21 protein-coding genes are annotated in these 24,356 nt (G+C 64.5%); 20 read left to right on the forward strand and 1 reads right to left on the reverse strand.

Features of this window, described 5'->3' with window-relative positions; translation table 11 throughout:
- The first annotated feature begins 301 nt into the window (after window positions 1–301).
- A complete protein-coding gene (locus ACS7SF_RS12525; protein WP_439890087.1) occupies window positions 302–1,210 on the forward strand; it encodes an ion channel in 909 nt (302 codons plus the stop codon).
- Window positions 1,211–1,219: 9 nt separating this feature from the next.
- Here ACS7SF_RS12525 and ACS7SF_RS12530 read toward each other — a convergent pair whose 3' ends face one another.
- Window positions 1,220–1,699 (reverse strand): hypothetical protein, encoded by a 480-nt coding sequence (locus ACS7SF_RS12530; protein ID WP_439890088.1) that lies wholly within the window; start codon window positions 1,697–1,699, stop codon window positions 1,220–1,222.
- A 138-nt stretch (window positions 1,700–1,837) separates the two neighbouring features.
- On the opposite strand from ACS7SF_RS12530, the gene ACS7SF_RS12535 reads away from it, so the two are divergent.
- The 19 genes from ACS7SF_RS12535 (at window position 1,838) to clsB (ending at window position 24,331) form a co-directional block, all read left to right on the forward strand.
- The gene (locus tag ACS7SF_RS12535) at window positions 1,838–3,085 is read left to right on the forward strand and encodes a nucleoside recognition domain-containing protein (protein WP_439890089.1); all 1,248 of its coding nucleotides are present in this window, start codon (window positions 1,838–1,840) and stop codon (window positions 3,083–3,085) included.
- A gap of 57 nt (window positions 3,086–3,142) precedes the next feature.
- Complete coding sequence (locus ACS7SF_RS12540) at window positions 3,143–3,724, forward strand: YqaA family protein (RefSeq protein WP_439890090.1); 582 nt, start codon at window positions 3,143–3,145, stop codon at window positions 3,722–3,724.
- A gap of 200 nt (window positions 3,725–3,924) precedes the next feature.
- A complete protein-coding gene (locus ACS7SF_RS12545) occupies window positions 3,925–7,932 on the forward strand; it encodes a DUF3683 domain-containing protein (protein WP_439890091.1) in 4,008 nt (1,335 codons plus the stop codon).
- Window positions 7,929–8,372 carry an HIT family protein gene (locus tag ACS7SF_RS12550; protein WP_439890092.1) on the forward strand — a complete coding sequence of 148 codons (444 nt, stop codon included), beginning with the start codon at window positions 7,929–7,931 and terminating at the stop codon, window positions 8,370–8,372. Before ACS7SF_RS12545 ends, ACS7SF_RS12550 begins: the two co-directional genes overlap by 4 nt.
- A gap of 97 nt (window positions 8,373–8,469) precedes the next feature.
- A complete protein-coding gene (locus ACS7SF_RS12555; protein WP_439890093.1) occupies window positions 8,470–10,314 on the forward strand; it encodes an ABC transporter ATP-binding protein/permease in 1,845 nt (614 codons plus the stop codon).
- Window positions 10,315–10,349: 35 nt separating this feature from the next.
- On the forward strand, window positions 10,350–10,766 hold the full coding sequence (locus ACS7SF_RS12560; RefSeq protein WP_426396927.1) for a gamma-butyrobetaine hydroxylase-like domain-containing protein: 417 nt from the start codon (window positions 10,350–10,352) through the stop codon (window positions 10,764–10,766).
- 52 nt (window positions 10,767–10,818) lie between these two features.
- Complete coding sequence (gene ubiE, locus ACS7SF_RS12565) at window positions 10,819–11,550, forward strand: bifunctional demethylmenaquinone methyltransferase/2-methoxy-6-polyprenyl-1,4-benzoquinol methylase UbiE (RefSeq protein ID WP_439890094.1); 732 nt, start codon at window positions 10,819–10,821, stop codon at window positions 11,548–11,550.
- A 126-nt stretch (window positions 11,551–11,676) separates the two neighbouring features.
- Window positions 11,677–12,717 (forward strand): Tim44 domain-containing protein, encoded by a 1,041-nt coding sequence (locus ACS7SF_RS12570; protein ID WP_439890095.1) that lies wholly within the window; start codon window positions 11,677–11,679, stop codon window positions 12,715–12,717.
- Between the two features lie 145 nt (window positions 12,718–12,862).
- Window positions 12,863–13,528 carry a ubiquinone biosynthesis accessory factor UbiJ gene (locus tag ACS7SF_RS12575; protein ID WP_439890096.1) on the forward strand — a complete coding sequence of 222 codons (666 nt, stop codon included), beginning with the start codon at window positions 12,863–12,865 and terminating at the stop codon, window positions 13,526–13,528.
- Window positions 13,525–15,102 carry a ubiquinone biosynthesis regulatory protein kinase UbiB gene (gene ubiB, locus ACS7SF_RS12580; protein WP_439890097.1) on the forward strand — a complete coding sequence of 526 codons (1,578 nt, stop codon included), beginning with the start codon at window positions 13,525–13,527 and terminating at the stop codon, window positions 15,100–15,102. The genes ACS7SF_RS12575 and ubiB overlap by 4 nt, the downstream gene beginning before the upstream one ends.
- Window positions 15,103–15,125: 23 nt before the next feature.
- The gene (locus ACS7SF_RS12585; protein WP_439890098.1) at window positions 15,126–15,755 is read left to right on the forward strand and encodes an SAM-dependent methyltransferase; all 630 of its coding nucleotides are present in this window, start codon (window positions 15,126–15,128) and stop codon (window positions 15,753–15,755) included.
- 221 nt (window positions 15,756–15,976) lie between these two features.
- The gene (locus tag ACS7SF_RS12590; protein ID WP_439890099.1) at window positions 15,977–17,416 is read left to right on the forward strand and encodes a sodium:solute symporter family protein; all 1,440 of its coding nucleotides are present in this window, start codon (window positions 15,977–15,979) and stop codon (window positions 17,414–17,416) included.
- 245 nt (window positions 17,417–17,661) lie between these two features.
- The gene (locus ACS7SF_RS12595) at window positions 17,662–18,000 is read left to right on the forward strand and encodes an FmdB family zinc ribbon protein (RefSeq protein WP_426396940.1); all 339 of its coding nucleotides are present in this window, start codon (window positions 17,662–17,664) and stop codon (window positions 17,998–18,000) included.
- Window positions 18,001–18,031: 31 nt separating this feature from the next.
- Complete coding sequence (locus ACS7SF_RS12600) at window positions 18,032–18,781, forward strand: DUF502 domain-containing protein (protein WP_439890100.1); 750 nt, start codon at window positions 18,032–18,034, stop codon at window positions 18,779–18,781.
- 96 nt (window positions 18,782–18,877) lie between these two features.
- A complete protein-coding gene (aspS, locus tag ACS7SF_RS12605; protein WP_439890101.1) occupies window positions 18,878–20,704 on the forward strand; it encodes an aspartate--tRNA ligase in 1,827 nt (608 codons plus the stop codon).
- A gap of 147 nt (window positions 20,705–20,851) precedes the next feature.
- Window positions 20,852–21,718, forward strand: a complete 867-nt coding sequence (locus tag ACS7SF_RS12610; protein ID WP_439890102.1) for a hypothetical protein — start codon at window positions 20,852–20,854, stop codon at window positions 21,716–21,718.
- Between the two features lie 114 nt (window positions 21,719–21,832).
- A complete protein-coding gene (gene nudB / locus ACS7SF_RS12615; RefSeq protein WP_439890103.1) occupies window positions 21,833–22,318 on the forward strand; it encodes a dihydroneopterin triphosphate diphosphatase in 486 nt (161 codons plus the stop codon).
- Window position 22,319: 1 nt separating this feature from the next.
- The gene (locus tag ACS7SF_RS12620; RefSeq protein WP_439890104.1) at window positions 22,320–23,066 is read left to right on the forward strand and encodes an endonuclease/exonuclease/phosphatase family protein; all 747 of its coding nucleotides are present in this window, start codon (window positions 22,320–22,322) and stop codon (window positions 23,064–23,066) included.
- On the forward strand, window positions 23,063–24,331 hold the full coding sequence (clsB, locus tag ACS7SF_RS12625) for a cardiolipin synthase ClsB (RefSeq protein WP_439890105.1): 1,269 nt from the start codon (window positions 23,063–23,065) through the stop codon (window positions 24,329–24,331). The genes ACS7SF_RS12620 and clsB overlap by 4 nt, the downstream gene beginning before the upstream one ends.
- The last annotated feature ends 25 nt before the right edge of the window (window positions 24,332–24,356 follow it).

The raw sequence follows: 24,356 nt of genomic DNA on the forward strand, positions 1-24,356 counted from the left end.
CAACAGCAACGTATCGGGGGTGTGGTCGTCGCTGGAGTGGAGATGCTCGGTGGGTACATTCAGAGTCGCTAACGAAACTCGACATACTCAGAATTGAGAAACGCAACTTGTCCCACTGACAGGCATGGTTTGCCTTCTGTTGGCGTGATTGAATGGGCTGTTCCTCTCGCAAGAGGGCGATGAAGTTGCGATCGTTAGGACGAAATTTCATAATCCCAGCGCTTCGTCTGCGATCAAGGCAAATCTCTGAGAGGGCAGGTCAGCCCGCAGCCGCCGATACAACTTCGAGGGAGAAGTCGTCTTGAATACCCCGTCATCCCCCACCCAGCGCGTGCGCCGGGGCCGCAAAATCTGGTCCGGCACCCAACACGTCATTGCCTACGGCATGCCGCCGCTGGGCTGGCGCGACATCTACCACCACGCGCTGGAAGTCAACTGGCCGACCTTCTTTGCGTTGCTGGCCACGCTGTTTCTGACGATGAACGCGGTGTTTGCGGGGCTGTATTCGCTAGGCGATGCGCCCATCGCCAATCAGTCGCCGCCGGGCTTTGCGGGGGCGTTCTTCTTCAGCGTCGAGACGCTGGCCACCGTTGGCTACGGCGACATGCACCCGCAGACCACGTACGCGCACATCATCGCCACGCTGGAGATCTTCATCGGTATGTCGGGGATTGCCATGGCGACGGGGCTGGTGTTCGCGCGCTTTTCCCGGCCGCGCGCCAAGATCCTGTTTGCCCGCAATCCGGTCGTGCGCACCATCAACGGCACGCCCACGTTGATGCTGCGTGCTGCGAATGCTCGCCAGAACGTCATTGCCGAGGCCACAGCCCGCTTGCGGCTGATGCAGGACGAGCGCTCGCCCGAGGGCTATTCGATCTACAAGATCCGCGACCTGAAACTCGAGCGCAGCGAGCACCCGATCTTTCTGCTGGGCTGGGTGATGATGCACGTCATCGACGAGACCAGCCCGCTGCACAACGCCACGGTGGAATCGCTGGCGGCAGGCGACGCCTTGCTGCTGCTCACTATCGAAGGTGCTGACGAGACGGCTGCGCAAACCGTGCAGGCGCGCTATTCGTGGCGGCACGACGCGATCCGCTGGAACCACCGCTATCTCGACCTGATCCGCGACGAAGACGGCGTGACCACGGTTGACTATGACAACTTCCACAAGATCGAGCCGGTCGACGAGCCTGCCACCGGGACTTAGCGCGCTGTTCTACGCAGCCAGGGGAACCGTTGCGCGCCATTCCATGACCGCTGCGATGGCGCAGGCTTCTGCTGCCGCAATGACCGCCCAGAAGCCGAGCTCCGCCAGTACCAGCATGAGCGGTTCGCCAAGCAGGTTGACCGGTGTGAAGAATTCGAAGAAGCCGTAGGACAGCACGAACGTCAGGCCGCCAAAGCGCAGCGCTCTGGCTGCAATGCCTGCCGGCCACGCCGGCGCCAGCCAGTGGTACATGGCGGCATGGACCACGCCAAACAGCATCAGCCCGATGATCATCGGCGCGGGGTTGGCGACGATCAGCGGCAGCGGCTCGATCTGCGTCCAGACTGCGATCAGCTTGCGGCTCTGCATGGGCGACGTGAGCAGGAAACCGCCGCCGTTCCAGCCGAAGCCGATCAGCCGGAACGTCAGCAGCATGGCGACGTTCAAGGTCAGCCCGCCGGCCAACCCCGCGAAGAGCACTTTGACCATGTGGCCTCCCGCACGCAGCGGTTTGCACCGGATGCAGGGCAGTATAGGTCGCCGCTCTGTCTCTACCAGGTCAAGCAAAGGGACGGTGCGGGCAGCGGGTCCGGCACAATAGCCGCTTCCGCTCTGAATGGACGCACCGTGGCGCTCAATCTCGTCTGGCTCGCATTTTTCCTTGTCGCTTTCATCACCGCGTGCGTGCAGGTCGCGCAGGGCGACATGGAGGTCTTCTCCCGCATGTTGACCGCCATGTTCGATGCCGCGCGCACGGGTTTTGAAATCGCGATCGGCCTGACGGGCATGATGGCGCTATGGCTCGGCATCATGCGCGTGGGCGAGCGCGCCGGGGTGGTCGACCTGTTTGCGCGGCTGGTGAACCCGCTGATGCGGCACCTGTTTCCTTCCGTGCCCGCCGGCCACCCTGCCAATGGCGCGATGATGATGAACGTGTCGGCCAACGTGCTTGGCTTGGACAACGCCGCCACGCCGCTGGGCCTGCAGGCCATGCGCGAGTTGCAGCAGATCAACCCGCAGCCGCAGCGCGCCAGTGATGCGCAACTGATGTTCGTGGTGCTGAACACGGCGGGCGTGACGCTGGTGCCCACCTCCGTCATCGCCATCCGTCAGGCCATGGCGGTCAAGCAGGGGCTGGTCGGCTTCAACGCGGCGGACATCTTCTTGCCGACGCTGCTGTCCACGTTCATCGGCTTCTGCGCCGGCATTGCGGCGGTGGCGTGGTACCAGCGCATCAACCTGTTCAAACCGGCGCTTCTGGCGTACTTCGGCGGCTTTGTCGCGTTGATGGGGTTGCTGTTTGCGTGGCTGCGCCAGTTTCCGCCGCAGCAGATGGCTGCCTGGATCGGCCTGATCGGCGCGGGCGCCATCCTCACCATCGTGGTGGCGTTCCTGGTGTGTGGGGCCATCCGCCGCATCAATGTCTACGAGACGTTCGTGGACGGTGCCAAGGACGGCTTCCAGGTGGCCATCGGCATCGTGCCGTATCTGGTGGCGGTGCTGGTTGGGATTGCCGTGTTCCGCGCGGCGGGCTGCATGGACTTTCTGATGCAGGGGCTGTCCGCGCTGTTCTCGCAGCTCGGCATCGATACGCGCTTCGTGCCGGCGCTGCCCGTCGGCATCATGAAGACGTTGTCCGGTGCCGGCGCGCGCGGCCTGATGGTCGACGTAATGACCACCTACGGCGTCGACTCCTTCCAGGGCAAGCTGGCCGCCATCATCCAGGGCTCGACCGAGACCACGTTCTACGTGCTGGCCGTCTACTTTGGCAGCGTCGGCATCAAGGACACGCGCTACGCGCTGGCCTGCGGGCTGTGGGCGGACCTGATCGGGCTGGTCGGCGCCGTGCTCGTCGCCTACTTGTTCTTTGCCTGACGGGGTAGGGCGGCTCCCAAGCGACGCCGCGGCCGCCCGGCCACTACAATCGACCGCATGGAACAGTGGATCGACACGCTTTTTGCCACGCTTGCCCTGCCCACGGTCGGGCTGCCAGCCATCTTCATCGTCAGTTTCATCTCGGCGACGCTCCTGCCGCTGGGCTCCGAGCCGGCGGTTTTCGCGTACATCCGGCTCAATCCGGACATGTTCTGGCCGGCCATCATCGTGGCGACGCTCGGCAACACGCTGGGCGGCGCGGTCGACTGGTGGATGGGCTATGCGGCCAAGCTGGCGCTGGTGCGGTTCCACCTTGCCCGCCGTCGCCGCGAACACAACGCCGAGCACGCCCACCATGTGCCGCACCCCAAGCGCCACCGCGAGCCCCCGCTCGACAAGAAGTACTTTCGCTGGATGCGCCGCATCGGCCCGGTGTCGCTGCTGGTGTCGTGGCTGCCGGGCATCGGCGACCCGCTCTGCACGCTGGCCGGCTGGCTGCGCCTGCGGTTCTGGCCCAGCGTCATGTACATGGCCATCGGCAAGTTCCTGCGCTATCTGGTCATGACGGGGGCCCTGATGACGCTGCCCGATGGCTTCTGGCACGGCATCCTGGGCTGGATCAAGAACGTCATGATGTGACGTTTGCGTGATTTTCTCATCACGTATTTGAGCTTGCAGGGTTCGCAAGCCATTGAAAATGCGATGGTTTTGGCGCCCATGCCACCGGCAGGGATACCGTTGTTGCAATGCATCAACGTTGCAGCTTGCAGTACAATCGCCCTTTAAAGACCGCGCGGCTCGGGCTCTCTTTGCCGCGCTCCCCTCCCCAGCGGCACGCCATGAATGCCCCACTTCTGATCGACGCCAAACTCACGGCGCACGACGCTGCGCCCCGGCTGCGCGAGATTCCCTACAACTACACCTCGTTCTCGGATCGGGAAATCGTTATCCGCCTGCTGGGCGAGTCTGCGTGGCAGATCCTGAGCGAGCTGCGGGCTGAGCGCCGCACCGGCCGATCGGCGCGCATGCTGTACGAAGTGCTGGGCGACATCTGGGTGGTGCGCCGCAATCCGTATCTGCAGGACGACCTGCTCGAGACGCCCAAGCGCCGCCAGATGCTGATCGACGCGCTCAATCACCGCCTGGCGGAGATCGAGAAGCGCCGCGTGGCCGACCACGATTCGCATCACGACCCAGAAGGCGATGTGCGCGCGACCAAGGTCGAGCAACTGGTTGTGCATGCCCGCCGTGCCGTCAAGGCGTTCCAGGAAGAATTCGCCCAGGTGTACGACCTGCGCCGCCGCGCCCAGAAGGTGCTCGGCCGCGTCACGGCCAAGGACAACATCAAGTTCGACGGCCTATCGCGTGTCTCGCACGTGACGGACGCCACCGACTGGCGTGTCGAATACCCGTTCGTGGTGCTCACGCCGGATACGGAAGAAGAGATCGCCGGCATCGTCAAGGGCTGCTTCGAGCTGGGTCTGACCATCATCCCGCGCGGAGGCGGCACCGGCTACACCGGCGGCGCCGTACCGCTCACGCCGTTCTCGGCGGTCATCAACACCGAAAAGCTGGAGCGCCTGGATGCGGTCGAGATGACCGATCTGCCGGGCGTCGACCACCCCGTGGCGACGATCTATTCGGGCGCCGGCGTGGTGACGCGCCGCGTGGCGGATGCGGCCGAAAAGGCTGGCCTCGTCTTTGCCGTGGACCCGACCTCGATCGACGCATCGTGCATCGGCGGCAACGTCGCCATGAACGCGGGCGGCAAGAAGGCCGTGCTGTGGGGCACCGCGCTGGACAACCTCGCTTGGTGGCGCATGGTCGATCCGGACGGCAACTGGCTCGAAGTTACGCGCCTCGATCACAACCTCAGCAAGATCCACGATGCGCCGGTCGCCACGTTCGAGCTGAAGTGGTTCGACGGCAATGCGCCGATGGGCAGCAAGCTGCTGCGCACCGAAACACTCACCATCGAAGGCCGCAAATTCCGCAAGGAAGGCCTCGGCAAGGACGTGACAGACAAGTTCCTGTCTGGCCTGCCCGGCGTGCAGAAGGAAGGTTGCGACGGCATCATCACCAGCGCGCGCTGGATCTTGCATCGCATGCCGAAGTCGATTCGCACCGTGTGCCTGGAGTTCTTCGGCCAGGCGCGTGATTCGGTGCCGAGCATCGTCGAGATCAAGGATTACCTCGACGGCGAGACCAAAAAGGGCGGTGCCATCCTCGCTGGTCTGGAGCACCTGGACGAGCGCTACCTGCGCGCCGTCGGCTATGCCACCAAGAGCAAGCGCAATGCGTTCCCGAAGATGGTGCTGATCGGCGATATCGTCGGCGACGACGATGACGCCGTGGCGCGCGCCACCTCGGAGGTGATTCGCCTGGCCAACGGCAAGAGCGGCGAAGGCTTCGTGGCCGTGAGCCCCGAGGCACGCAAGAAGTTCTGGCTAGACCGCTCGCGCACGGCAGCGATTTCCAAGCACACCAACGCCTTCAAGATCAACGAAGACGTGGTGATTCCGCTCAACCGCATGGGCGAGTACACCGACGGCATCGAGCGCATCAACATCGAGCTGTCGATCAAGAACAAGCTCAAGCTGACCGACGCGCTGCTCGATTTCTTTGCGGGCAGCAACCTGCCGCTGGGCCGCACCGACGACGCCAATGAGATCCCCAGCGCTGAACTGCTGGAAGACCGCGTGCAACAAGCGCAGCAACTGCTGCGTGCCACGCGCGCCCGTTGGCAGTACCTGCTGGACCATCTCGACACGCCGGTCACCACGGCGCGCGCCAGCCTGATCGGCCTGGGCCTGGGCTACCTCGCACAGACCATCGACGACCGTCTGGTGAACCAGCCCGACGCCAATCTGTTCCACCTGTTGCAGGACCGCACCATCCGCGTGTCGTGGAAGGCGGAAATTCGCGCCGAGCTGCGCAAAATCTTCAACGGCGGCGAGTTCAAGCCGATCCTCGACGAGGCGCAGGCGATCCACAAACAGGTGCTGCGCGGTCGCGTCTTCGTGGCCCTGCACATGCACGCCGGCGACGGCAACGTGCACACCAACATCCCCGTCAACTCGGATGATTACGACATGCTGCAGGACGCCCACAAGGCTGTGGCCCGCATCATGACGCTGGCGCGTTCGCTCGACGGCGTGATCTCGGGCGAGCACGGCATCGGCATCACCAAGCTGGAATTCCTGACCGACGACGAGATCGCCGACTTTGCTGCGTACAAGCGTCGCGTCGATCCGAACGGTCGCTTCAACAAGGGCAAGCTGCTCCGCGACGTGAACGACCCGCAAGGGCTGGCCGCCGACCTGCGCAATGCGTATACGCCGTCGTTCGGCCTGATGGGGCACGAGTCGATCATCATGCAGCAGAGCGACATCGGCGCCATTTCGGAGTCGATCAAGGACTGCCTGCGCTGCGGCAAGTGCAAGCCGGTGTGCGCCACGCATGTGCCGCGCGCCAACCTGCTGTACAGCCCGCGCAACAAGATCCTCGCCACCTCGCTGCTCATCGAGGCCTTCCTGTATGAAGAGCAGACGCGCCGCGGCGTGTCGGTCAAGCACTGGGAAGAGTTTGCCGACGTGGGCGACCACTGCACGGTCTGCCACAAGTGCGTAACGCCGTGCCCGGTCAAGATCGACTTCGGCGACGTGTCGATGAACATGCGCAACCTGCTGCGCAAGATGGGGCAGAAGAAGTTCAACCCTGGCACCGCAGCGTCGATGTTCTTCCTGAACGCGACCAACCCTGAGACGATCAACCTGACGCGTAAGGTGATGATCGACTGGGGCTACAAGGCGCAGCGTCTGGGCAACGAGGTGATGAAGAAGTTCGCCAAGAAGCAGACCGCGCATCCGCCCGCCACGGTGGGCAGGGCGCCGGTGCGCGAGCAGGTGATCCACTTCATCAACAAGAAGATGCCGGGCAACCTGCCCAAGAAGACGGCGCGTGCACTGCTGGATATCGAGGACAACGAGATCGTCCCGATCATCCGCAACCCGAAGGCGACCACGCCCGACAGCGAGGCGGTGTTCTACTTCCCGGGCTGCGGCTCGGAGCGCTTGTTCTCGCAGGTCGGTCTGGCCACGCAGGCGATGCTCTGGCACGCGGGCGTGCAGACCGTGCTGCCGCCGGGCTACCTGTGCTGCGGGTATCCGCAACGCGGCACCGGCCAGTTCGACAAAGCCGAGAAGATCGTCACCGATAACCGCGTGCTGTTCCACCGCGTGGCCAACACGCTCAACTACCTCGACATCAAGACGGTGGTGGTGAGCTGCGGCACGTGCTACGACCAGCTCGCCGGGTATGAATTCGACAAGATCTTCCCGGGCTGCCGCATCATCGACATTCACGAGTACTTGCTGGAGAAGGGCGTGAAGATCGACGGTGTGCAAGGCACGCGGTACATGTACCACGACCCCTGCCACACGCCGATCAAGACCATGGACCCGACCAAGCTGGTCAACCAGCTCATGGGCGGCAACCAGGGTGCCGACGGCAAGGTGAGCGCGATCGAAAAGAATGATCGCTGCTGCGGTGAATCCGGCACGCTGGCTGTGACGCGCCCCGACATCTCCACGCAGATCCGCTTCCGCAAGGAAGAGGAAATGCGCAAGGGCGCCGACAAGCTGCGCGCCGGTGGCCCGAACGACAACGTGAAGATCCTCACGAGCTGCCCGTCGTGCCTGCAAGGCCTGTCGCGCTATAGCGAAGATGCGTCGGTGCAAGCCGATTACATCGTGGTCGAGATGGCGCGCCATGTGCTCGGCGAGACCTGGCTGGAAGACTACGTCGCCCATGCCAACGCTGGCGGCATCGAGCGGGTGCTGGTGTGACGACGGGCGAGCGCGCACCCGGCTGCGCATTGTGCGAGACCGACGGCGGCGAGCCCGTCTGGCGCAATGCCCGGGCGCGCGTGGTGCTGGTTGAACACGCGCGCTTTCCAGGCTTCTGCCGCGTCATCTGGAATGACCACGTCGCCGAGCAGACTGATTTGTCTGACGCCGATCGCCACTGGCTGATGGAAGTCGTCACGCGCGTGGAGCGCGTGCTGCGCGCCGAGCTGGCGCCGGACAAGATCAACCTCGCCAGCTTCGGCAACTTCGTTCCGCACCTGCACTGGCACGTCATCCCGCGCTATCGATGGGATACGCACTTCCCCGAAGCGGTTTGGGGCCCGGCGCAGCGCGAGGCGGATGCAACGCGCATAGCCGAGGTGGCCGCCAAGCTGCCGGCCTTGTCGTACGCGCTACAGTCTGCGCTCGCGGATGCCTGACCGGTAACCACCGGTAACGCATCACCACCGTCTGCGCGGAACCCACGGGGCGCGCAGGCCGTCAGATTCTTTTTTCTGTCGTGACCCAGCCATCGCCATGACGACACCGCGCACCGCCGCCACGCCTGATTCCCACAAGGACTCCATCGCCGAGCTGAATGTTCACCACGGCCGGCTGAATCTGTCCGAGACGTGGCAACTGATCCGCCCGTACTGGTTCTCGGAAGATCGCCACAAAGCCTGGGGGCTGCTTGCGCTGGTGATCGGCCTGAACCTGTTTCTGGTCTACATGAACGTGCTGTTCACGGACTGGAACCGGCTCTTCTACAACGCGCTCGAGCAGAAGAACTACGGCGAATTCTGGACCCAACTGGGCCGCTTTTCGTGGATTGCCGCGTTGCTGATCTTCGGCTCCATCATGCGGCTGTATTACTCGATGATGCTGCAGATGCGGTGGCGAACGTGGATCACCGGTAGCTTTCTCGATGACTGGCTCGGCAAGCAGGCGTTCTACCGCCTCGAGCAGACACACAGCGCCGACAACCCCGACCAACGGATCGCCGACGACCTGCGCAACTTCACCGATGCAACGCTCACGCTGGCGCTCGGTTTCCTGAATTCGGCGGTCACGCTGGTGTCGTTCTTCGGCATCCTGTGGGCCGTGTCGGGGCCGCTGGCATTCAGCCTGGGTGGGCACGATTTCGTCATCCCCGGGTACATGGTGTGGTTTGCGCTGCTGTATTCGATCATCGGCTCGGTGATCATTCACTTCGTGGGGCGGCCGCTGATCGGGCTGTCGTTCCAGCAGGAACGCTATGAAGCGTATTTCCGTTTCCTGCTCGTGCGCGTGCGCGAGAACAGCGAGAGCATCGCCCTGTACCGCGGCGAGCCGACCGAGAAAGCCATCCTGCGCGGCCGGTTCGAGCGCATCCGCACCAACTGGAACCAGTTGATGGACTACACGCGGCGGCTGACCTTCGCCAGTTCCGGCTATGCGCAATTCGCCATCATCTTTCCGTTTCTGGTCTCGGCGCCACGCTACTTTGGCGGCACGCTCACGCTGGGCGGCATGATGCAGGTAGCCACCGCCTTCGGCCAGGTGCAGGACGCCATGTCGTGGTTCGTTACCAACTACCGCACGCTGGTGAGCTGGAAGGCCTCCACCAACCGTCTGATCGAGTTCCAGCGAGCCATTCGCGCCGCCGAGCGCGAAGAAGAGCATCGTGCCGGCGTACGTGATGTCGAGGTCGAAACCGCTGCCGTGCCGGCTATCGAGGCGCGTGGCCTGGCGCTGAACCTGCCGAACCGTAAGCCGGACGACCTGCTGGTCGAACCTTTCGACATGACCCTCGTGCGCGGCGAGCGCGTGCTCGTCAATGGCCCGTCGGGCTGCGGCAAGAGCACGCTGGTACGCGCCATCGCCGGCATCTGGCCGTACGGCACGGGCCGCATCGAAATCCCCGACGATGCCCGCGTGCTGTTCCTGCCGCAGCGTAGTTACCTGCCGTCCGGCACGCTGGCCGACGCGCTGTCGTACCCCGATCTCGCCACGAAATACACCGCCGAGCGTCTCACGCAGGTACTGATCGCTTGCCGTCTGCCCGCGCTGGTCGATCTGCTCGACGAAGTCAGCAACTGGAGCCTGCGCCTCTCTCCCGGCGAGCAACAGCGCTTAGCTTTCGCGCGCGCCTTGCTGCAGCGCCCCGACTACCTCTTCCTCGACGAGGCCACCAGCGCACTCGATGAAGACACCGAGGCGTTCATGTACAGCTTGATGCTCGAATCGATGCCGGATGTCACCATCGTTAGCGTGGCGCACCGCAGCACCGTGGCACGATTCCACCATCGCCGCCTGCGCTATATCCCTGAGGGCGATCCGTTGACTGCGGTAAGCTATCGGGTGGTGGAAGAGCCCGCGCACGTAGCGCTGGCGGCTTCCTGAAGCGCAGTTTTTAAGCAATCAACGAGACGTTTTTCATGGCCGGACTGTCTGCCGACACCCCGCACCCGACTGGCTTGACCGTGCACACGCAATCGCGCGTGCTGGAGATCGCCTTTGCCGATGGCAAGCAGTTCCGCCTGCCGTTTGAGTACTTGCGCGTGCTGTCGCCCTCGGCCGAAGTGCAGGGACACGGGCCCGGCCAGGAAGTGCTGCAGACTGGCAAGCGCGATGTGGGCATCGTCGGCGTGGAGCCGGTGGGCAATTACGCGATCCGGCCGCTGTTCTCCGACGGCCACGATTCCGGCATCTACGATTGGGCCTATCTGTACCGCCTCGGTGTCGAGCACGACGCGCTCTGGCAGGCGTATCTCGACCGCCTGGCCGCCGCCGGCCTCGACCGTGACGCCCCCATGGCCGCCAACGCCGGTCACGCCTGCGGCCACAGCCACTGATTCCCGATTCACTTTGCGGCGCGTGTGCGCCGCTTTCCGCATCCTTTCTGTCATGAGCAAAACCCACTTCGGATTCGAGCAGGTCGACGAGCGCGAGAAGGCCGGCAAGGTCGCTGGCGTGTTCCATTCCGTCGCCAGCAAGTACGACGTGATGAACGACCTGATGTCCGGCGGCCTGCACCGCGTGTGGAAGATGTTCACTATCGCCCAGGCAGCGGTGCGCCCCGGCTACAAAGTGCTCGACATTGCCGGCGGCACGGGTGACTTGGCCAAGGCCTTCGCGCGCCAGGCCGGCCCCACTGGCGAGGTGTGGCTGACCGACATCAACGAGTCGATGCTGCGCGTCGGCCGTGATCGCCTGCTCGACGCCGGTGTGCTCACGCCCACCGCACTGTGCGACGCCGAGCACATTCCCTTTCCAGATGCTTACTTCGATGTCGTGACAGTGGCATTCGGCTTGCGCAACATGACGCACAAGGATCGCGCACTCGCCGAGATGCGCCGTGTCGTCAAACCGGGCGGCAAGGTGATGGTGCTGGAGTTCTCCAAGGTGTGGCAGCCGCTGGAGAAGGCCTACGACGTGTACTCGTTCAAGGTACTGCCGTGGCTGGGCAGCAAGGTAGCCGGCGATCCAGAGAGCTACCGCTACCTGGCCGAGTCCATCCGCATGCACCCGGATCAGGAAACGCTCAAGCAGATGATGGAACAGGCCGGGTTGGACTCGGTCGAATACTTCAACCTGACTGCGGGTGTCGTAGCACTGCACGTGGGTCGTCGCCTCTGAGCTGTCTTCATCGGTCCACCGGATGGGCGATGCAGTACGCTGCGGCGATATGCCACGATCCTCACATTGAATTCGGCATGGGCGCCTTCATCTAACGGCGTCACTGCCATTGGAGAGAAGACAGCGATGAGTTTGCATTGGGGTGGAAAATTGATGGCGGGCGCGCTGGTTGCGACGCTCGCATTCGGCACGGCGCTGGACGCCAACGCCAAGCGCATGGGCGGCAGCCGCAGCATCGGCAAGCAGTCGTCGACGGTGACGCAACGTCAGCAGACACCGCCGGCAACGACGCCGTCGCCCACGCAGCAGGCTGCACCGGCAGCGCAACCGTCGCCGGCAGCACCCGCTCCGGGCGCACCGGTCGCAAAGCCTGGCCGCAACTGGGGTGGCATGCTGGGTGGTCTGGCTGCAGGTCTGGGCATCGGTTATTTGCTGTCGAAGTTCGGCCTGGGTGCGGGCCTCGCCTCGTTGCTGTCGAACCTGATCTTGATTGCCCTGGTGGCCTTTGTGGTGATGTGGATCATCCGCAAGGTGCGCGGCAGCCGTCCGCAAGGCCTGGCGTATGCCACGGGTGGGCCGTCGCTGGGTGGTGACCGCGAGCCGTATGTGCCGCAGCCTGCCGCGCCGGCTCCGCAGGTTTCCACGCCGGCGGCAGCGTCGCTCAACAGCGGTAACACGTCGGGTCTGGGCGCTGGCGCGCCGACGGCCGCACAATCCTGGAACCTGGGTGGCCCGGCTGAACCTGCCGCAAACGTGCAGCCTGCCGTAGCGGCGCCGCAGCAACCGTGGGGCGTGCCGGCAGATTTCGACACGCAAGCTTTCCTGCGCAACGCCAAGGTCTACTTCATTCGCCTGCAGGCCGCATGGGACGCCGGCAACCTGAACGACATCCGCGAGTTCACCACGCCGGAGATGTTCGCCGAGATCAAAATGGATCTGGCGGACCGCGGCACCACGCCCAACAAGACTGACGTGGTTTCGGTCGAGGCCGAAATGCTTGGCATTGAGACGCAGGCCACCGAGTACCTGGCCAGCGTGCGCTTCTCGGGCATGATCCGTGAAGAAGCCAACGCACCGGCCCAGCCGTTTGCGGAGGTGTGGAACCTCACCAAGCCGACGCAAGGCGCGGGTGGCTGGGTGCTGGCGGGTATCCAGCAATTGCAGTGATGCTGCATTGATGAAATAAGGCTTGAAGCGGCGCAAAACGGCTGTTTCTGCATTGCCCGTAAAATAGGGCCCGACCATTCGGTTCGGGCCCTTTTTGTTGCCCGTCACCTGCTTGTTTCTGGCCGCTTTTGCGCACCCTTGCCGCATGTCTTCGACTGCTACTTCGTCTTCGTTTCCGCTTGTGCTGATGCAGCCGTTGCTGCTCGCGCTGAATCATCTGCTGCGCCAGGAGCCCTGGGCGCAGGAGACGCTGCGTCCATTTGCCGGCCGCGCCGCGCGTTTTGATCTCGCCCCGGTGTCGGTGACGCTGCAGGTGGATTCCGCAGGCCTCGTCACGATGCCCGAGGCGCCCAAGGAGGATGTGCAGCCCGCTGTCACTGTGGTGGTGCCGCTGGCTGCGGCGGCGAGCGAATACGCGACAGGCGGCCAGGCCGCCGTGCTAAAGCACGTACGCATTGAAGGCGAAGCCGAGTTTGCCAACGTGCTGTCCACGTTGTTGCGCAATCTGCGCTGGGATGCGGCAGAGGATCTGTCGCGCGTGTTTGGCGACGTGATCGCGCAGCGCATGGTGAACGGCGCGCAAGCCGCACGCACCGAGGCCACACGCCTTGGCCGTTCGCTGGCGGAATCCGTGGCGTCGTATCTGACCGATGAGCAGCCGACACTGGTGCGCCATGCACGCCTCGCGCAATTTGCCGCCGATGTGGCTGCGCTGCGTGATGCGGAGGCGCGCCTCGCCAAACGCCTGGAGCGACTCGAAACGCTCGCGCGCCCCGCAACCTCGAAGGCCGGCGCGGGTGAATCGGCATGACGCGCTTCTTCCGGTTGGGCAAGATTATTTTCGTCATCCTGTACTACGGGCTGGATCAGCTCGCGCTGTCGGGGTTCAAGAGCCGCCGCATTCGTGCGCTGGTGTGGCTGTTGACGCTGGGGCGCAAGCCGAAGCTGCCACGCGGCGTGCGCCTGCGCCTCGCGCTTGAGCAACTTGGCCCCATCTTCGTGAAATTCGGGCAGGTGCTGTCAACGCGCCGCGATCTGCTGCCACCTGATGTAGCCGACGAACTGGCCAAGCTGCAGGACCGCGTGCCACCGTTTGACCCGAAGGTGGCGGCGGCTATCGTGGAGAAGTCGCTGGGCAAGCCGCTGTCGGCGCTGTTCCATCGCTTCGATCATCACCCGGTGGCGAGCGCATCGATTGCGCAAGTGCATTTCGCCACGCTGCGCGGCGGCCCGTGCGATGGCCGCGAGGTGGCGGTGAAGGTGCTGCGCCCAGGCATGTTGCCCGTCATCGACAGTGACCTCGCGCTGATGCGCGACCTGGCCACGTGGATGGAAAAACTCTGGGCCGATGCTAAGCGCCTCAAACCGCGCGAGGTGGTCGCCGAGTTCGACAAGTACCTGCACGACGAGCTGGATCTGATGCGCGAGGCGGCCAATGCCAGCCAGTTGCGCCGCAACTTCGCCAACTCCGATTTGCTGTTGGTGCCCGAGGTGTTCTGGGACTGGTGCACGTCGGAAGTGTTCGTGATGGAGCGCATGCATGGCATGCGGATTTCGCACACGGAAGAGCTGCGCGCCGCCGGCGTCGACATGCACAAGCTCGCGCGCGACGGCGTGGAGATCTTCTTCACGCAGGTCTTCCGCGACGGTTTCTTCCACGCTGACATGCACCCCGGCAACATCCTCGTGAGCGTGGCGCCCGAGACGCTGGGCCGCTATATCGCGTTGGATTTCGGCATCGTCGGCGCGTTGTCGGAGTTCGATAAGAACTATCTCGCGCAGAACTTCCTGGCGTTCTTCCAGCGCGACTACCACCGCGTGGCGGTGCTGCACATCGAATCCGGCTGGGCGCCGGAAGAGACGCGCGTGGAAGAGCTCGAAGGCGCTATTCGTGCCTGCTGCGAACCGTACTTTGATCGGCCGCTGGGCGAGATTTCGCTCGGCCTCGTGCTGATGCGCCTGTTCCAGACCTCGCGCCGCTTCAACGTGGAAGTGCAGCCGCAGCTCGTGCTGCTGCAGAAGACGTTGCTCAACGTGGAAGGCCTCGGCCGCCAGCTCGATCCGGACCTGGACCTGTGGAAGACCGCCAAGCCCTTCCTCGAGCGCTGGATGCACGAGCAGATCGGCTGGCGCGGTTTTGTCGAGCGTCTGAAGGTGGAGGCGCCGCAGTGGGCCAACAAGCTGCCCGATCTGCCGCGCCTGGTGCACCAGATTCTGGACCGCCACGCCCGCGACGACGGCAAGGTGCACACTGCCGCGCTGACCGCGCTGCTGGCGGAGCAAAAGCGCACCAACCGGTTGTTGTCGGCCGCGTTGCTGTTCGTCGGCGGGTTTGCTGTCGGCATCATCGCGACGCATGTGCTGGCCTGGATGGCCCGTTACTGATCTCCCGATCCTTTCTTAACGCCATGGCCGAACCGCCCGTCTTCCAGTCCCGCGACGCCGCTGATCCCGCTTTTTGGGACGAGCGCTTCGACCGTGAACACACGCCCTGGGATGCGAACGGCGTGCCCGCAGCCTTCCTGCAATTCATCCAAGCGCAGCCTGCGCCGCTTTCCACGCTGATTCCCGGCTGCGGCAACGCTTACGAAGCCGGCTGGTTGGCCGAGCGCGGCTGGCCCGTCACGGCGATCGACTTTGCGCCGAGCGCTGTCGCCTCGGCCAAGGCCGTACTCGGCCCGCATGGCGACGTGGTTGAGCTGGCGGATTTCTTCCGCTTTGCGCCGCGCCGGCCGGTGCAGTGGATATACGAGCGCGCCTTTCTGTGCGCGATGCCGCGCCGCCTGTGGCCGGACTACGCGGCACAGGTTGCAAAGCTGCTACCGCCCAGCGGTTTGCTGGCCGGCTTTTTTGCCGTGGTCGAGGGGCGGGAGGCTGTGCCCAAAGGCCCGCCGTTCGAAACCACGCAAGCCGAGTTGGACGCGCTGCTGTCACCCGCCTTCGAGCGACTCAGCGACACGCCTATCGCCGAAGCTGATTCCATGCCGGTGTTTGCCGGGCGCGAGCGCTGGCAGGTCTGGCGGCGCCGAAGCACCTGAACCCGCGCGGTGATGGTGGCAAGTGTTGGCGCAATGCAACATCGACGGCCATCCCGAAAAGCCCGCAGACGCCCGTCCGGGGCCGGCGCGTAAAAAAGTGGCAGGGCAGGGCGCATTCGTGGTCGCACCAATGCCCCGGGGCCGGGTCCCATCGCTATAATCCGGCCACTTCGCCCGGCGCCCTAGCCGCCGACGGGATTCCTGCCTCTTTCGCGCGTGCCATGCTGATCTGGTTTGTCATTGTTTACTGGGTGATTTCGGTCGGCATCGGCCTGTGGGCTGCGCTTCGCGTGCGCAATACGGCCGACTTCGCGGTGGCTGGCCGTGGCCTGCCGTTCTCGGTGGTGACGGCCACGGTGTTCGCCACCTGGTTCGGTTCCGAGGCTGTGCTCGGCATTCCTGCCGAATTCCTCAAGGACGGGTTGCACGGCGTGGTGGCCGATCCGTTTGGCTCTTCCCTGTGCCTGGTGCTCGTAGGCCTGTTCTTCGCGCGGCCGCTGTACCGCATGAACCTGCTCACCATTGGCGACTTCTACCGCAACCGCTTCGGTCGCGTGGCCGAGACGCTGACCACGCTGTGCATCGTCGTGTCGTACCTGGGCTGGGTGGCGGCGCAGATCAAGGCGTTGGGCCTGGTGTTCTATACCGTGTCGGATGGTGCCGTCTCGCAAGATCTGGGTATGGTGATCGGCGCGGGTAGCGTGCTCGTCTACACGCTGTTCGGCGGCATGTGGTCGGTGGCGGTGACCGACTTCATTCAGATGATCATCATCGTGATCGGCATGCTGTACATCGGCTGGGAAGTTTCGGGGCAGGCCGGCGGCGTGGGCACGGTGGTGTCGCATGCGGCGGCTTCGGGCAAGTTTGCGTTCTGGCCCGCCTTCAATCCGATCGAGGTGATCGGCTTTGTGACGGCCTGGATCACCATGATGCTGGGGTCGATTCCGCAGCAGGACGTGTTCCAGCGCGTGACGTCCTCGCGCACCGAACGCATTGCCGGGACGGCCTCGGTGTTGGGCGGCGTGCTGTATTTCCTGTTCGCTTTCGTGCCGATGTTCCTGGCGTATTCCGCCACGCTGATCGACCCGGCCATGGTCGAGAAATACATCAACACCGATTCGCAACTCATCCTGCCCAAGCTGGTGCTGGAACATGCGCCCCTGGTCGCGCAGGTGATGTTCTTCGGCGCGCTGCTCTCGGCCATCAAGAGCTGCGCCAGCGCCACGCTGCTGGCGCCGTCCGTCACTTTTGCCGAGAACGTGCTGCGCCCGTTGCTGCCTGCCATGGATGACAAGCGGTTCCTGCGTGTGATGCAGGCGGTGGTGTTGGTCTTTACCACGCTGGTGACGCTGTTCGCGCTGAATTCGCAGCTCTCGATCTTCCATATGGTGGAGAGTGCCTACAAGGTCACGCTGGTGGCGGCGTTCGTGCCGCTCGCGTTCGGCCTGTTCTGGAAGCGCGCGACCAAGCAAGGCGGCTTGCTGGCTATCATCCTCGGTCTGGCAGCGTGGATCTGGTGCGAGGTCTTCGTGCCAAATGCGATGCTCCCGCCACAATTGGTGGGTCTGCTGGCGAGCCTCGGCGCGATGATCCTGGGTTCGCTTGGGCCGCAGTGGATCGAAAACCGCGCGCCGACCACTAAGGCGGCTCCGCAAGTCTGATCGTCCGGTGGTGGGCGTGCGCGGCGTGCCACTTTGTGGCGCCCTGCCATCGCAAGCTCCGCATCCGCGGTCGGGAATCCCTTCGAAAGGGTTTATAATTCAAGGCTTTGCGTGGCGGCACTTGTGTTGCACGCAGTTGCCCCGATCTATCGCGAGCCTGTGCGCGTTTCCGGCGCCCTGTTCGCGGCCTGCGCGGGCATTTCCATCGTTTTCTCGAATTTCGTTTGTTCCAGGGTGAGGACACCATGCCGATCTATGCTTATCGATGCGACGCCTGCGGCCACGCCAAGGATGTGCTGCAGAAGATGAGCGACGCGCCGCTGACGGATTGCCCCGCATGCGGCGCGCCGGCGTTCAAAAAGCAGCTCACTGCTGCCGGCTTCCAGCTCAAGGGTTCGGGCTGGTACGTGACGGATTTCCGCGGTGGCTCGGGCGGCGCGTCCGCCACGGGCACGGCAGCGAAGACGGACGCGGCAGCCCCGGCCGCCGCACCGGCTGCTTCGTCTGAGAGCGCATCGTCCAGCACGGCCAGCGCCGCACCGGCAGCCTCCGGCGGTTGCGGCACGTCGTGCGCGTGCCACTGATCGCGTTCCAGACTCCTCGGTCCATCGCCCCATGAAACAGAAAACCAGCGCACTCAAGACGTGGTTCCTGACCGGTCTTCTGGTGCTCGTCCCGCTTGCGATCACGCTGTGGGTGCTGTCGCTCATCATCGGCACGATGGACCAGAGCCTGGCGCTGCTGCCGTCGGCCTGGCAGCCCGATCAGTTGTTCGGCATGCGCATTCCCGGCGTGGGCGCGATTCTTACGCTGGCGTTCATCCTGATCGTGGGCGTGGCGGCGCACAACTTTATCGGCCAGAAGCTGGTGACGTGGTGGGAAGCGGTGCTGGGCCGCATTCCCGTGGTCGGGCCGATCTATTCGAGCGTCAAGCAGGTATCGGACACGCTGCTGTCGTCCAATGGCAATGCGTTCCGCAAGGCGCTGCTGGTGCAGTACCCGCGCGAAGGCTCGTGGACGATCGCCTTCCTGACCGGCCGCCCTGGCGGGGACGTGGAAAACCACCTGCAGGGCGAGTACGTCAGCGTGTACGTGCCGACCACGCCGAACCCCACCTCGGGCTTCTTCCTGATGATGCCCAAGGCCGACACCATCGAGCTGGACATGACGGTGGATGCGGCGCTCAAGTACATCGTGTCGATGGGGGTGGTGGCGCCTGAAGCGCTGCCGCGCCGCATGGACCCGCCCGATGCATCGCCACAGACGGAGGACCGGTCGCCGGCTGGCACGCAACACAGCGTGCCGCGCGACTCTTCGAATCCGACCGCGCTGCCCGATGCTGGCGGCGCCGTATCCACGCCTTAGTCCCACATTCAGCCGGTAGCGAGTCCTCCTCCGGCCCCTCGATCAACTTTCACGCGCGACGCTCTGTTGGCGGCGCGCTTCGCGGAAAACCACAACATGCAAATGCGTACTCAATACTGCGGTCAGGTCACCGAACAACTGCTCGGCCAGAGCGTCACGCTGTCGGGCTGGGCCCATCGCCGTCGTGACCACGGTGGCGTGATCTTCATCGACCTGCGCGACCGTGAAGGCCTGGTGCAGGTTGTGTGCGACCCGGACCGCCCGGAGATGTTCAAGGTGGCCGAAGGCGTGCGCAACGAGTTCTGCCTGCAGGTGAAGGGCGTTGTGCGCGCCCGCCCGGAAGGCACCACCAACGCCAACCTCGCCAGCGGCAAGGTCGAAGTGCTGTGCCACGAACTGACGGTGCTCAACGCCTCCGTCACGCCGCCGTTCCAGCTGGACGACGACAACCTGTCGGAAACCACCCGCCTGACGCATCGCGTGCTGGACCTGCGCCGCCCGCAGATGCAATACAACCTGCGCCTGCGCTACAAGGTGGCGATGGAAGTGCGCAAGTACCTGGACGACAAGGGCTTCATCGACATCGAAACGCCGATGCTGACCAAGAGCACGCCCGAAGGCGCGCGCGACTATCTGGTGCCCTCGCGTGTGAACGCCGGCCAGTTCTTCGCGCTGCCGCAATCGCCGCAGCTCTTCAAGCAGATGCTGATGGTGTCGGGCTTCGACCGCTACTACCAGATCACCAAGTGCTTCCGCGACGAAGACCTGCGCGCTGACCGCCAGCCCGAATTCACCCAGATCGACTGCGAAACGTCGTTCCTGACTGAGCAGGAAATCCGCGACCTGTTTGAAGAAATGATCCGCACGGTGTTCAAGAACACCATGTCGGTCGAGCTGGATGCCAAGTTCCCGGTGATGGAGTTCCGCGAGGCGATGGCCCGCTTCGGTTCGGACAAGCCGGACCTGCGCGTGAAGCTGGAATTCACCGAGCTGACCGACGCGATGAAGGACGTCGACTTCAAGGTGTTCTCGGCTGCGGCCAACGCCGACGGCGGCCGCGTGGTGGCCCTGCGCGTGCCGGGCGGTGCTGCCCTGTCGCGTGGTGACATCGACGCCTACGGCAAGTTCGTCGAGATCTACGGCGCCAAGGGCCTGGCCTGGATCAAGGTCAACGAAGTGGCCAAGGGCCGCGACGGCCTGCAATCGCCGATCGTGAAGAACCTGCACGATGCGGCCATCGCCGAGATCCTCAAGCGCAGCGCTGCGCAAGACGGCGACATCCTGTTCTTCGGTGCCGACCGCGCCAAGGTGGTGAACGACGCGATGGGCGCGCTGCGCCTGAAGATCGGTCACTCCGACTTCGCCAAGAGCGCTGGCCTGTTCGAAGACGTCTGGAAGCCGCTGTGGGTGGTGGACTTCCCAATGTTCGAATACGACGAGGAAGATGCCCGCTGGGTGGCCATGCACCACCCGTTCACGAGCCCGAAGGACGAGCACTTGGAATACCTGGAAACCGATCCGGGCAAGTGCATCGCCAAGGCGTATGACATGGTGCTCAACGGCTGGGAAATCGGCGGTGGCTCGGTGCGGATCTATCGCGAAGACGTGCAGAGCAAGGTGTTCCGCGCCCTGAAGATCGGCGAGGAAGAAGCGCGTGCCAAGTTCGGCTTCCTGCTGGATGCGCTGCAGTACGGTGCGCCCCCGCACGGCGGCATCGCGTTTGGTCTGGACCGCGTTGTCACGATGATGGCTGGTGCCGATTCGATCCGTGACGTGATCGCCTTCCCGAAGACGCAGCGCGCGCAGGATCTGCTCACGCAGGCGCCGAGCCCGGTCGACGAGAAACAATTGCGCGAATTGCACATTCGTCTGCGTGCCGCCGAAGCGAAGGTGGCTGCACCGACAAGCGCGACCACGGCCTAACCCCCGTCGTTTCAAGCTGTACAGAAGCCGCGCCGCCTGCAAAGGGCGGCGCGGTTTCTTTTTGGGCGTGGGTTTCGATGCAGGAACGGCACTTGCTAAACCTTCTCTTTCGCTGCAGTCACGTGGGGTGACAAGAAGGAGGATGTTTTGATGGACTTCATCGATTTCATGCGCACCTGGGTGGTGGCGCACGCCGAATTTCTGCTGACCTGGCTGATTGCCGTGCTGGTGGTGATGCTCGTGGCATGGATCGAGATTCGCCGAGGCACCCGCCGTGCTGCCATCGCCATGACGGAGGCGGTGGCCACCACCGTCGCAGCATGCGTGCCCGAGATTGCAGCCGCCGCGCAGAGCGGGCAGCCGGCGGGGCTGGCACCGGCCGCATCGACCGCCAGGTTGAGCGAGGCACTGCACGCCCTGAGCCGTTTGTCTGCCGCGCGCCTGCACTGGTTGCACCTGGTGGCCAACCTGCGCGTACCCGATACCGCATTGCCGGCCGCGGCCCCAGAGGCACCCGTACACCCGCTCGTCTACGACACGCCACGTGCGCTGGCCGAAGTGCACTTGGCGGCCGAGCGTTGCTTTGCGGAACATGTGCGCGCCTTGCTCGCCGAGCGTCGTGCCCTGCAGGCACTCGAAACCGCCGAGCGCGATGGCCGTGATGAACTCCAGCGCATCGAGCGCGAAACCTCCGCCATCGTCGTGCGCTTCGAGCAAGCCAACGCGCAATCGGAGCAGACCGAGGTGCAGCGCTTTCTTATCCAGAAATTCAACGCACTCGGCACGCGCGAGCGCGAACTGACCACGCACCTCGCCGCGCTCCGCCAACAACTTGCCGACCGCGCAGACGGCCTATGGGTGCAGTCCCAACGCGCGGCCGAAGATTACACGGCGATGCTGGATCGCCTGATTGCCGCAGTGCGCCACGAGCTTGGCCATGAGCACGCCGTCGACGAGGCGGCGCTGTGGCTGACGCGCACGCGTACCGGTCAAGGCCCTTTGCGCGCAGCGTGACGGCGTGGGCCTGCCGACGCGGCCCGTTGATTGCTTGGGCACGGCCGTGGCGCGTGCCTGCCTGCGGTAAGCTATGGGCTTGCGGCCACCCGTGCCGTCCGTCGCTACCCCGCCATGTCGCACAAGATTCCTGTCTCCGTCCTCGTCGTCATCCACACGCCGGATTTGCATGTGCTGGTGATGGAACGGGCGGACCACCCCGGTTTCTGGCAATCCGTTACCGGGAGTTGCGATGCGCTGGATGAGCCCCTGACCGATACCGCGCACCGCGAGGTGCTGGAAGAGACCGGCATTAACTCGACGCGACACCATCTGATCGACTGGGGCCACCACATCGAATACGAGATCTACCCGCACTGGCGACACCGCTACGCGCCGGGCGTCACGCGCAACACCGAACATTGGTTCGGCCTGCTGGTGAACAGCAAGGTGCCGGTGCGACTGTCGCCGCGCGAGCACGTGCAAGCGGAATGGCTGCCCTACGAAGAGGCCGCCGCGCGCTGTTTCTCGCGCAGCAACGCCGAAGCCATTCTGCAATTGCCAGAACGCCTGGCCGCGTATCAGGCCCGTCAGGCTGCACTGGCAAAGGATCGGGTCTGACATGCTCCGTTTGCGCGTCGCCACCTACAACATCCACAAGGGCGTGACGGGCATTGCGCGGCGCGTGCGTGTGCATGACGTGCGGCAGGGGCTGCACACCATGGACGCCGACATCGTCTTTCTGCAGGAAGTGCAGGACCGCAACGACCGTCTGGTAGCCGCCGAGCTGTTCGACCCGAATTACACGCAACTGCGTTATCTGGCGACCGACGTGTACCCGCACACGGTCTACGGACGCAATGCCGTGTACGAGCATGGGCACCACGGCAACGCCATCCTCTCGCGCTTTCCGATCCTGCTGTCGGAAAACCTGGACATCTCTGACCACCGATTTGAGCAGCGCGGGTTGCTGCATGCCGTAACCGATCTCGGTTTCGGCGAGGTCCATCTGCTGTGTGCGCACTTCGGCCTGTTTGCGCGCAGCCGTCAGCGTCAGGCAGAAGCGCTCATTGAGCGCGTGCGCTCCGTGGTGCCGCAGGATGCGCCCCTCGTGGTGGCGGGCGATTTCAACGATTGGAACAACAGGCTCGACCGCGTCATCTGTCAGGCGCTGGGCGCCACCGAGGTGGCCGACCGCGCCGCCGATGCGCGCCCCGTGCGCACCTTCCCCAGCCACATGCCGTGGCTGCGGTTGGACCGCATCTACGTGCGCGGTTTCGACATTGAGCGCGCGCATGCACTGACCGGCCGCGAGTGGGCGCAGCGCTCCGACCACGTGCCCCTGATGGCGGAACTGGCGCGCCCATGAGGGTCGTGCGCGATGCCGGCCCGCTGCGCTCCGAGTGGCGGCGGGGCAAGCCCCTGCCGGGCAATGACGTCGACCTGCTGTGCGGCGGCGCAGAGTTCTTCCCCGCCTTGATCGAAGCCATCGACGCCGCGCAACGCCGCGTGGCGCTCGAAACCTACATCTACACCGATGATGCGACCGCCCATCGCGTGACCGAAGCGCTGGTCCGCGCCGCACAGCGTGGCGTGGAGGTCCGCCTCACCATCGACGGCTTCGGCACCGGCCTGCTGCCCGCGAGTATCGCGGCGATGCTCGAAGCGGCAGGGGTGACGCTGCGCATTTATCGTCCGGTACGCGGCTTTCGTTTGCAGCGTCGGTACCTGCGGCGGCTGCATCGCAAGATCGCCGTTGTGGATGACGACGTGGCGTTTGTCGGCGGCATCAACATCATCGATGACTTCAACCATGCGCCGTTCAACGACACCGCGCTGGGACCGCGCTACGACTTTGCCGTGCGGGTGCGCGGGCCGTTGGTTGCACAGATTGCGCTGACGGTTGATCGGCTCTGGTGGCAGATGGGCGTGCGCGCTGGCATGCGCGAGGTGGGGGTGACGGGCGTCGCCGCCGATTTTCCGGTGATCACCGATACACCGCGCCCGCGCCATCGCGGCGCATCGGGACGGCAAAGCGAACGGGCGCCGGGTACGGTGCTGGCCTCCCTGGTGCTGCGCGACAACGTGCGCAACCGGCGCGCAATCGAGCGCGAGTATCTGCGTGCGCTGGGCACGGCGCGGCATGAGGTGATCATCGCTAACGCGTACTTCTTGCCGGGCGTGCGGTTCATGCGCGCGTTGGCAGCGTGTCGGCGGCGCGGCGTGCGTGTGCGCATGCTGCTGCAGGGGCAGGTTGAATACCGCTTGCAGCACTACGCAACGCGCTCGCTGTATCACATGCTGTTGCGTGACGGCGTGGAAATTTACGAATACACCGCCAGCTTCCTGCACGCCAAGGTGGCGGTCGTGGATGACCGCTGGGCCACGGTCGGCTCCAGCAACATCGACCCGTTCAGCTTGCTGCTCGCCCGCGAGGCCAACGTGGTTGCGTGGGATGCGGAAGTGGCGGGTCGGCTGCGCGTGGCCCTAGAGCATGCCATCGATCATCAAGCGCGGCCCGTGCTGGCCGATGCGCACGCCGCGCGGCGCTGGTGGTGGCGCGCCACGGATTGGTGCGCTTACCAGATCGTGCGCCTGGGCGTGATCATCAGCGGGCGGGCAGCCCACTACTAGCGGCAACGCCGTCAGCAAAAATAAA

It is taken from the genome of Ralstonia sp. 25C, from assembly GCF_051904805.1.
Classification (GTDB): Bacteria; Pseudomonadota; Gammaproteobacteria; order Burkholderiales; family Burkholderiaceae; genus Ralstonia.

Coding starts and splice junctions, on each gene's coding strand:
- ACS7SF_RS12530 (WP_439890088.1), bottom strand. CDS start 1,699: ATGGTCAAAGTGCTCTTCGCGGGGTTGGCCGGCGGGCTGACCTTGAAC.
- ACS7SF_RS12570 (WP_439890095.1), top strand. CDS start 11,677: ATGAGTTTGCATTGGGGTGGAAAATTGATGGCGGGCGCGCTGGTTGCG.
- ACS7SF_RS12600 (WP_439890100.1), top strand. CDS start 18,032: ATGAAACAGAAAACCAGCGCACTCAAGACGTGGTTCCTGACCGGTCTT.
- aspS (WP_439890101.1), top strand. CDS start 18,878: ATGCAAATGCGTACTCAATACTGCGGTCAGGTCACCGAACAACTGCTC.
- ACS7SF_RS12595 (WP_426396940.1), top strand. CDS start 17,662: ATGCCGATCTATGCTTATCGATGCGACGCCTGCGGCCACGCCAAGGAT.
- ACS7SF_RS12560 (WP_426396927.1), top strand. CDS start 10,350: ATGGCCGGACTGTCTGCCGACACCCCGCACCCGACTGGCTTGACCGTG.
- ubiB (WP_439890097.1), top strand. CDS start 13,525: ATGACGCGCTTCTTCCGGTTGGGCAAGATTATTTTCGTCATCCTGTAC.
- ubiE (WP_439890094.1), top strand. CDS start 10,819: ATGAGCAAAACCCACTTCGGATTCGAGCAGGTCGACGAGCGCGAGAAG.
- ACS7SF_RS12620 (WP_439890104.1), top strand. CDS start 22,320: ATGCTCCGTTTGCGCGTCGCCACCTACAACATCCACAAGGGCGTGACG.
- ACS7SF_RS12575 (WP_439890096.1), top strand. CDS start 12,863: ATGTCTTCGACTGCTACTTCGTCTTCGTTTCCGCTTGTGCTGATGCAG.
- ACS7SF_RS12545 (WP_439890091.1), top strand. CDS start 3,925: ATGAATGCCCCACTTCTGATCGACGCCAAACTCACGGCGCACGACGCT.
- ACS7SF_RS12590 (WP_439890099.1), top strand. CDS start 15,977: ATGCTGATCTGGTTTGTCATTGTTTACTGGGTGATTTCGGTCGGCATC.
- clsB (WP_439890105.1), top strand. CDS start 23,063: ATGAGGGTCGTGCGCGATGCCGGCCCGCTGCGCTCCGAGTGGCGGCGG.
- ACS7SF_RS12540 (WP_439890090.1), top strand. CDS start 3,143: ATGGAACAGTGGATCGACACGCTTTTTGCCACGCTTGCCCTGCCCACG.
- ACS7SF_RS12555 (WP_439890093.1), top strand. CDS start 8,470: ATGACGACACCGCGCACCGCCGCCACGCCTGATTCCCACAAGGACTCC.
- ACS7SF_RS12585 (WP_439890098.1), top strand. CDS start 15,126: ATGGCCGAACCGCCCGTCTTCCAGTCCCGCGACGCCGCTGATCCCGCT.
- nudB (WP_439890103.1), top strand. CDS start 21,833: ATGTCGCACAAGATTCCTGTCTCCGTCCTCGTCGTCATCCACACGCCG.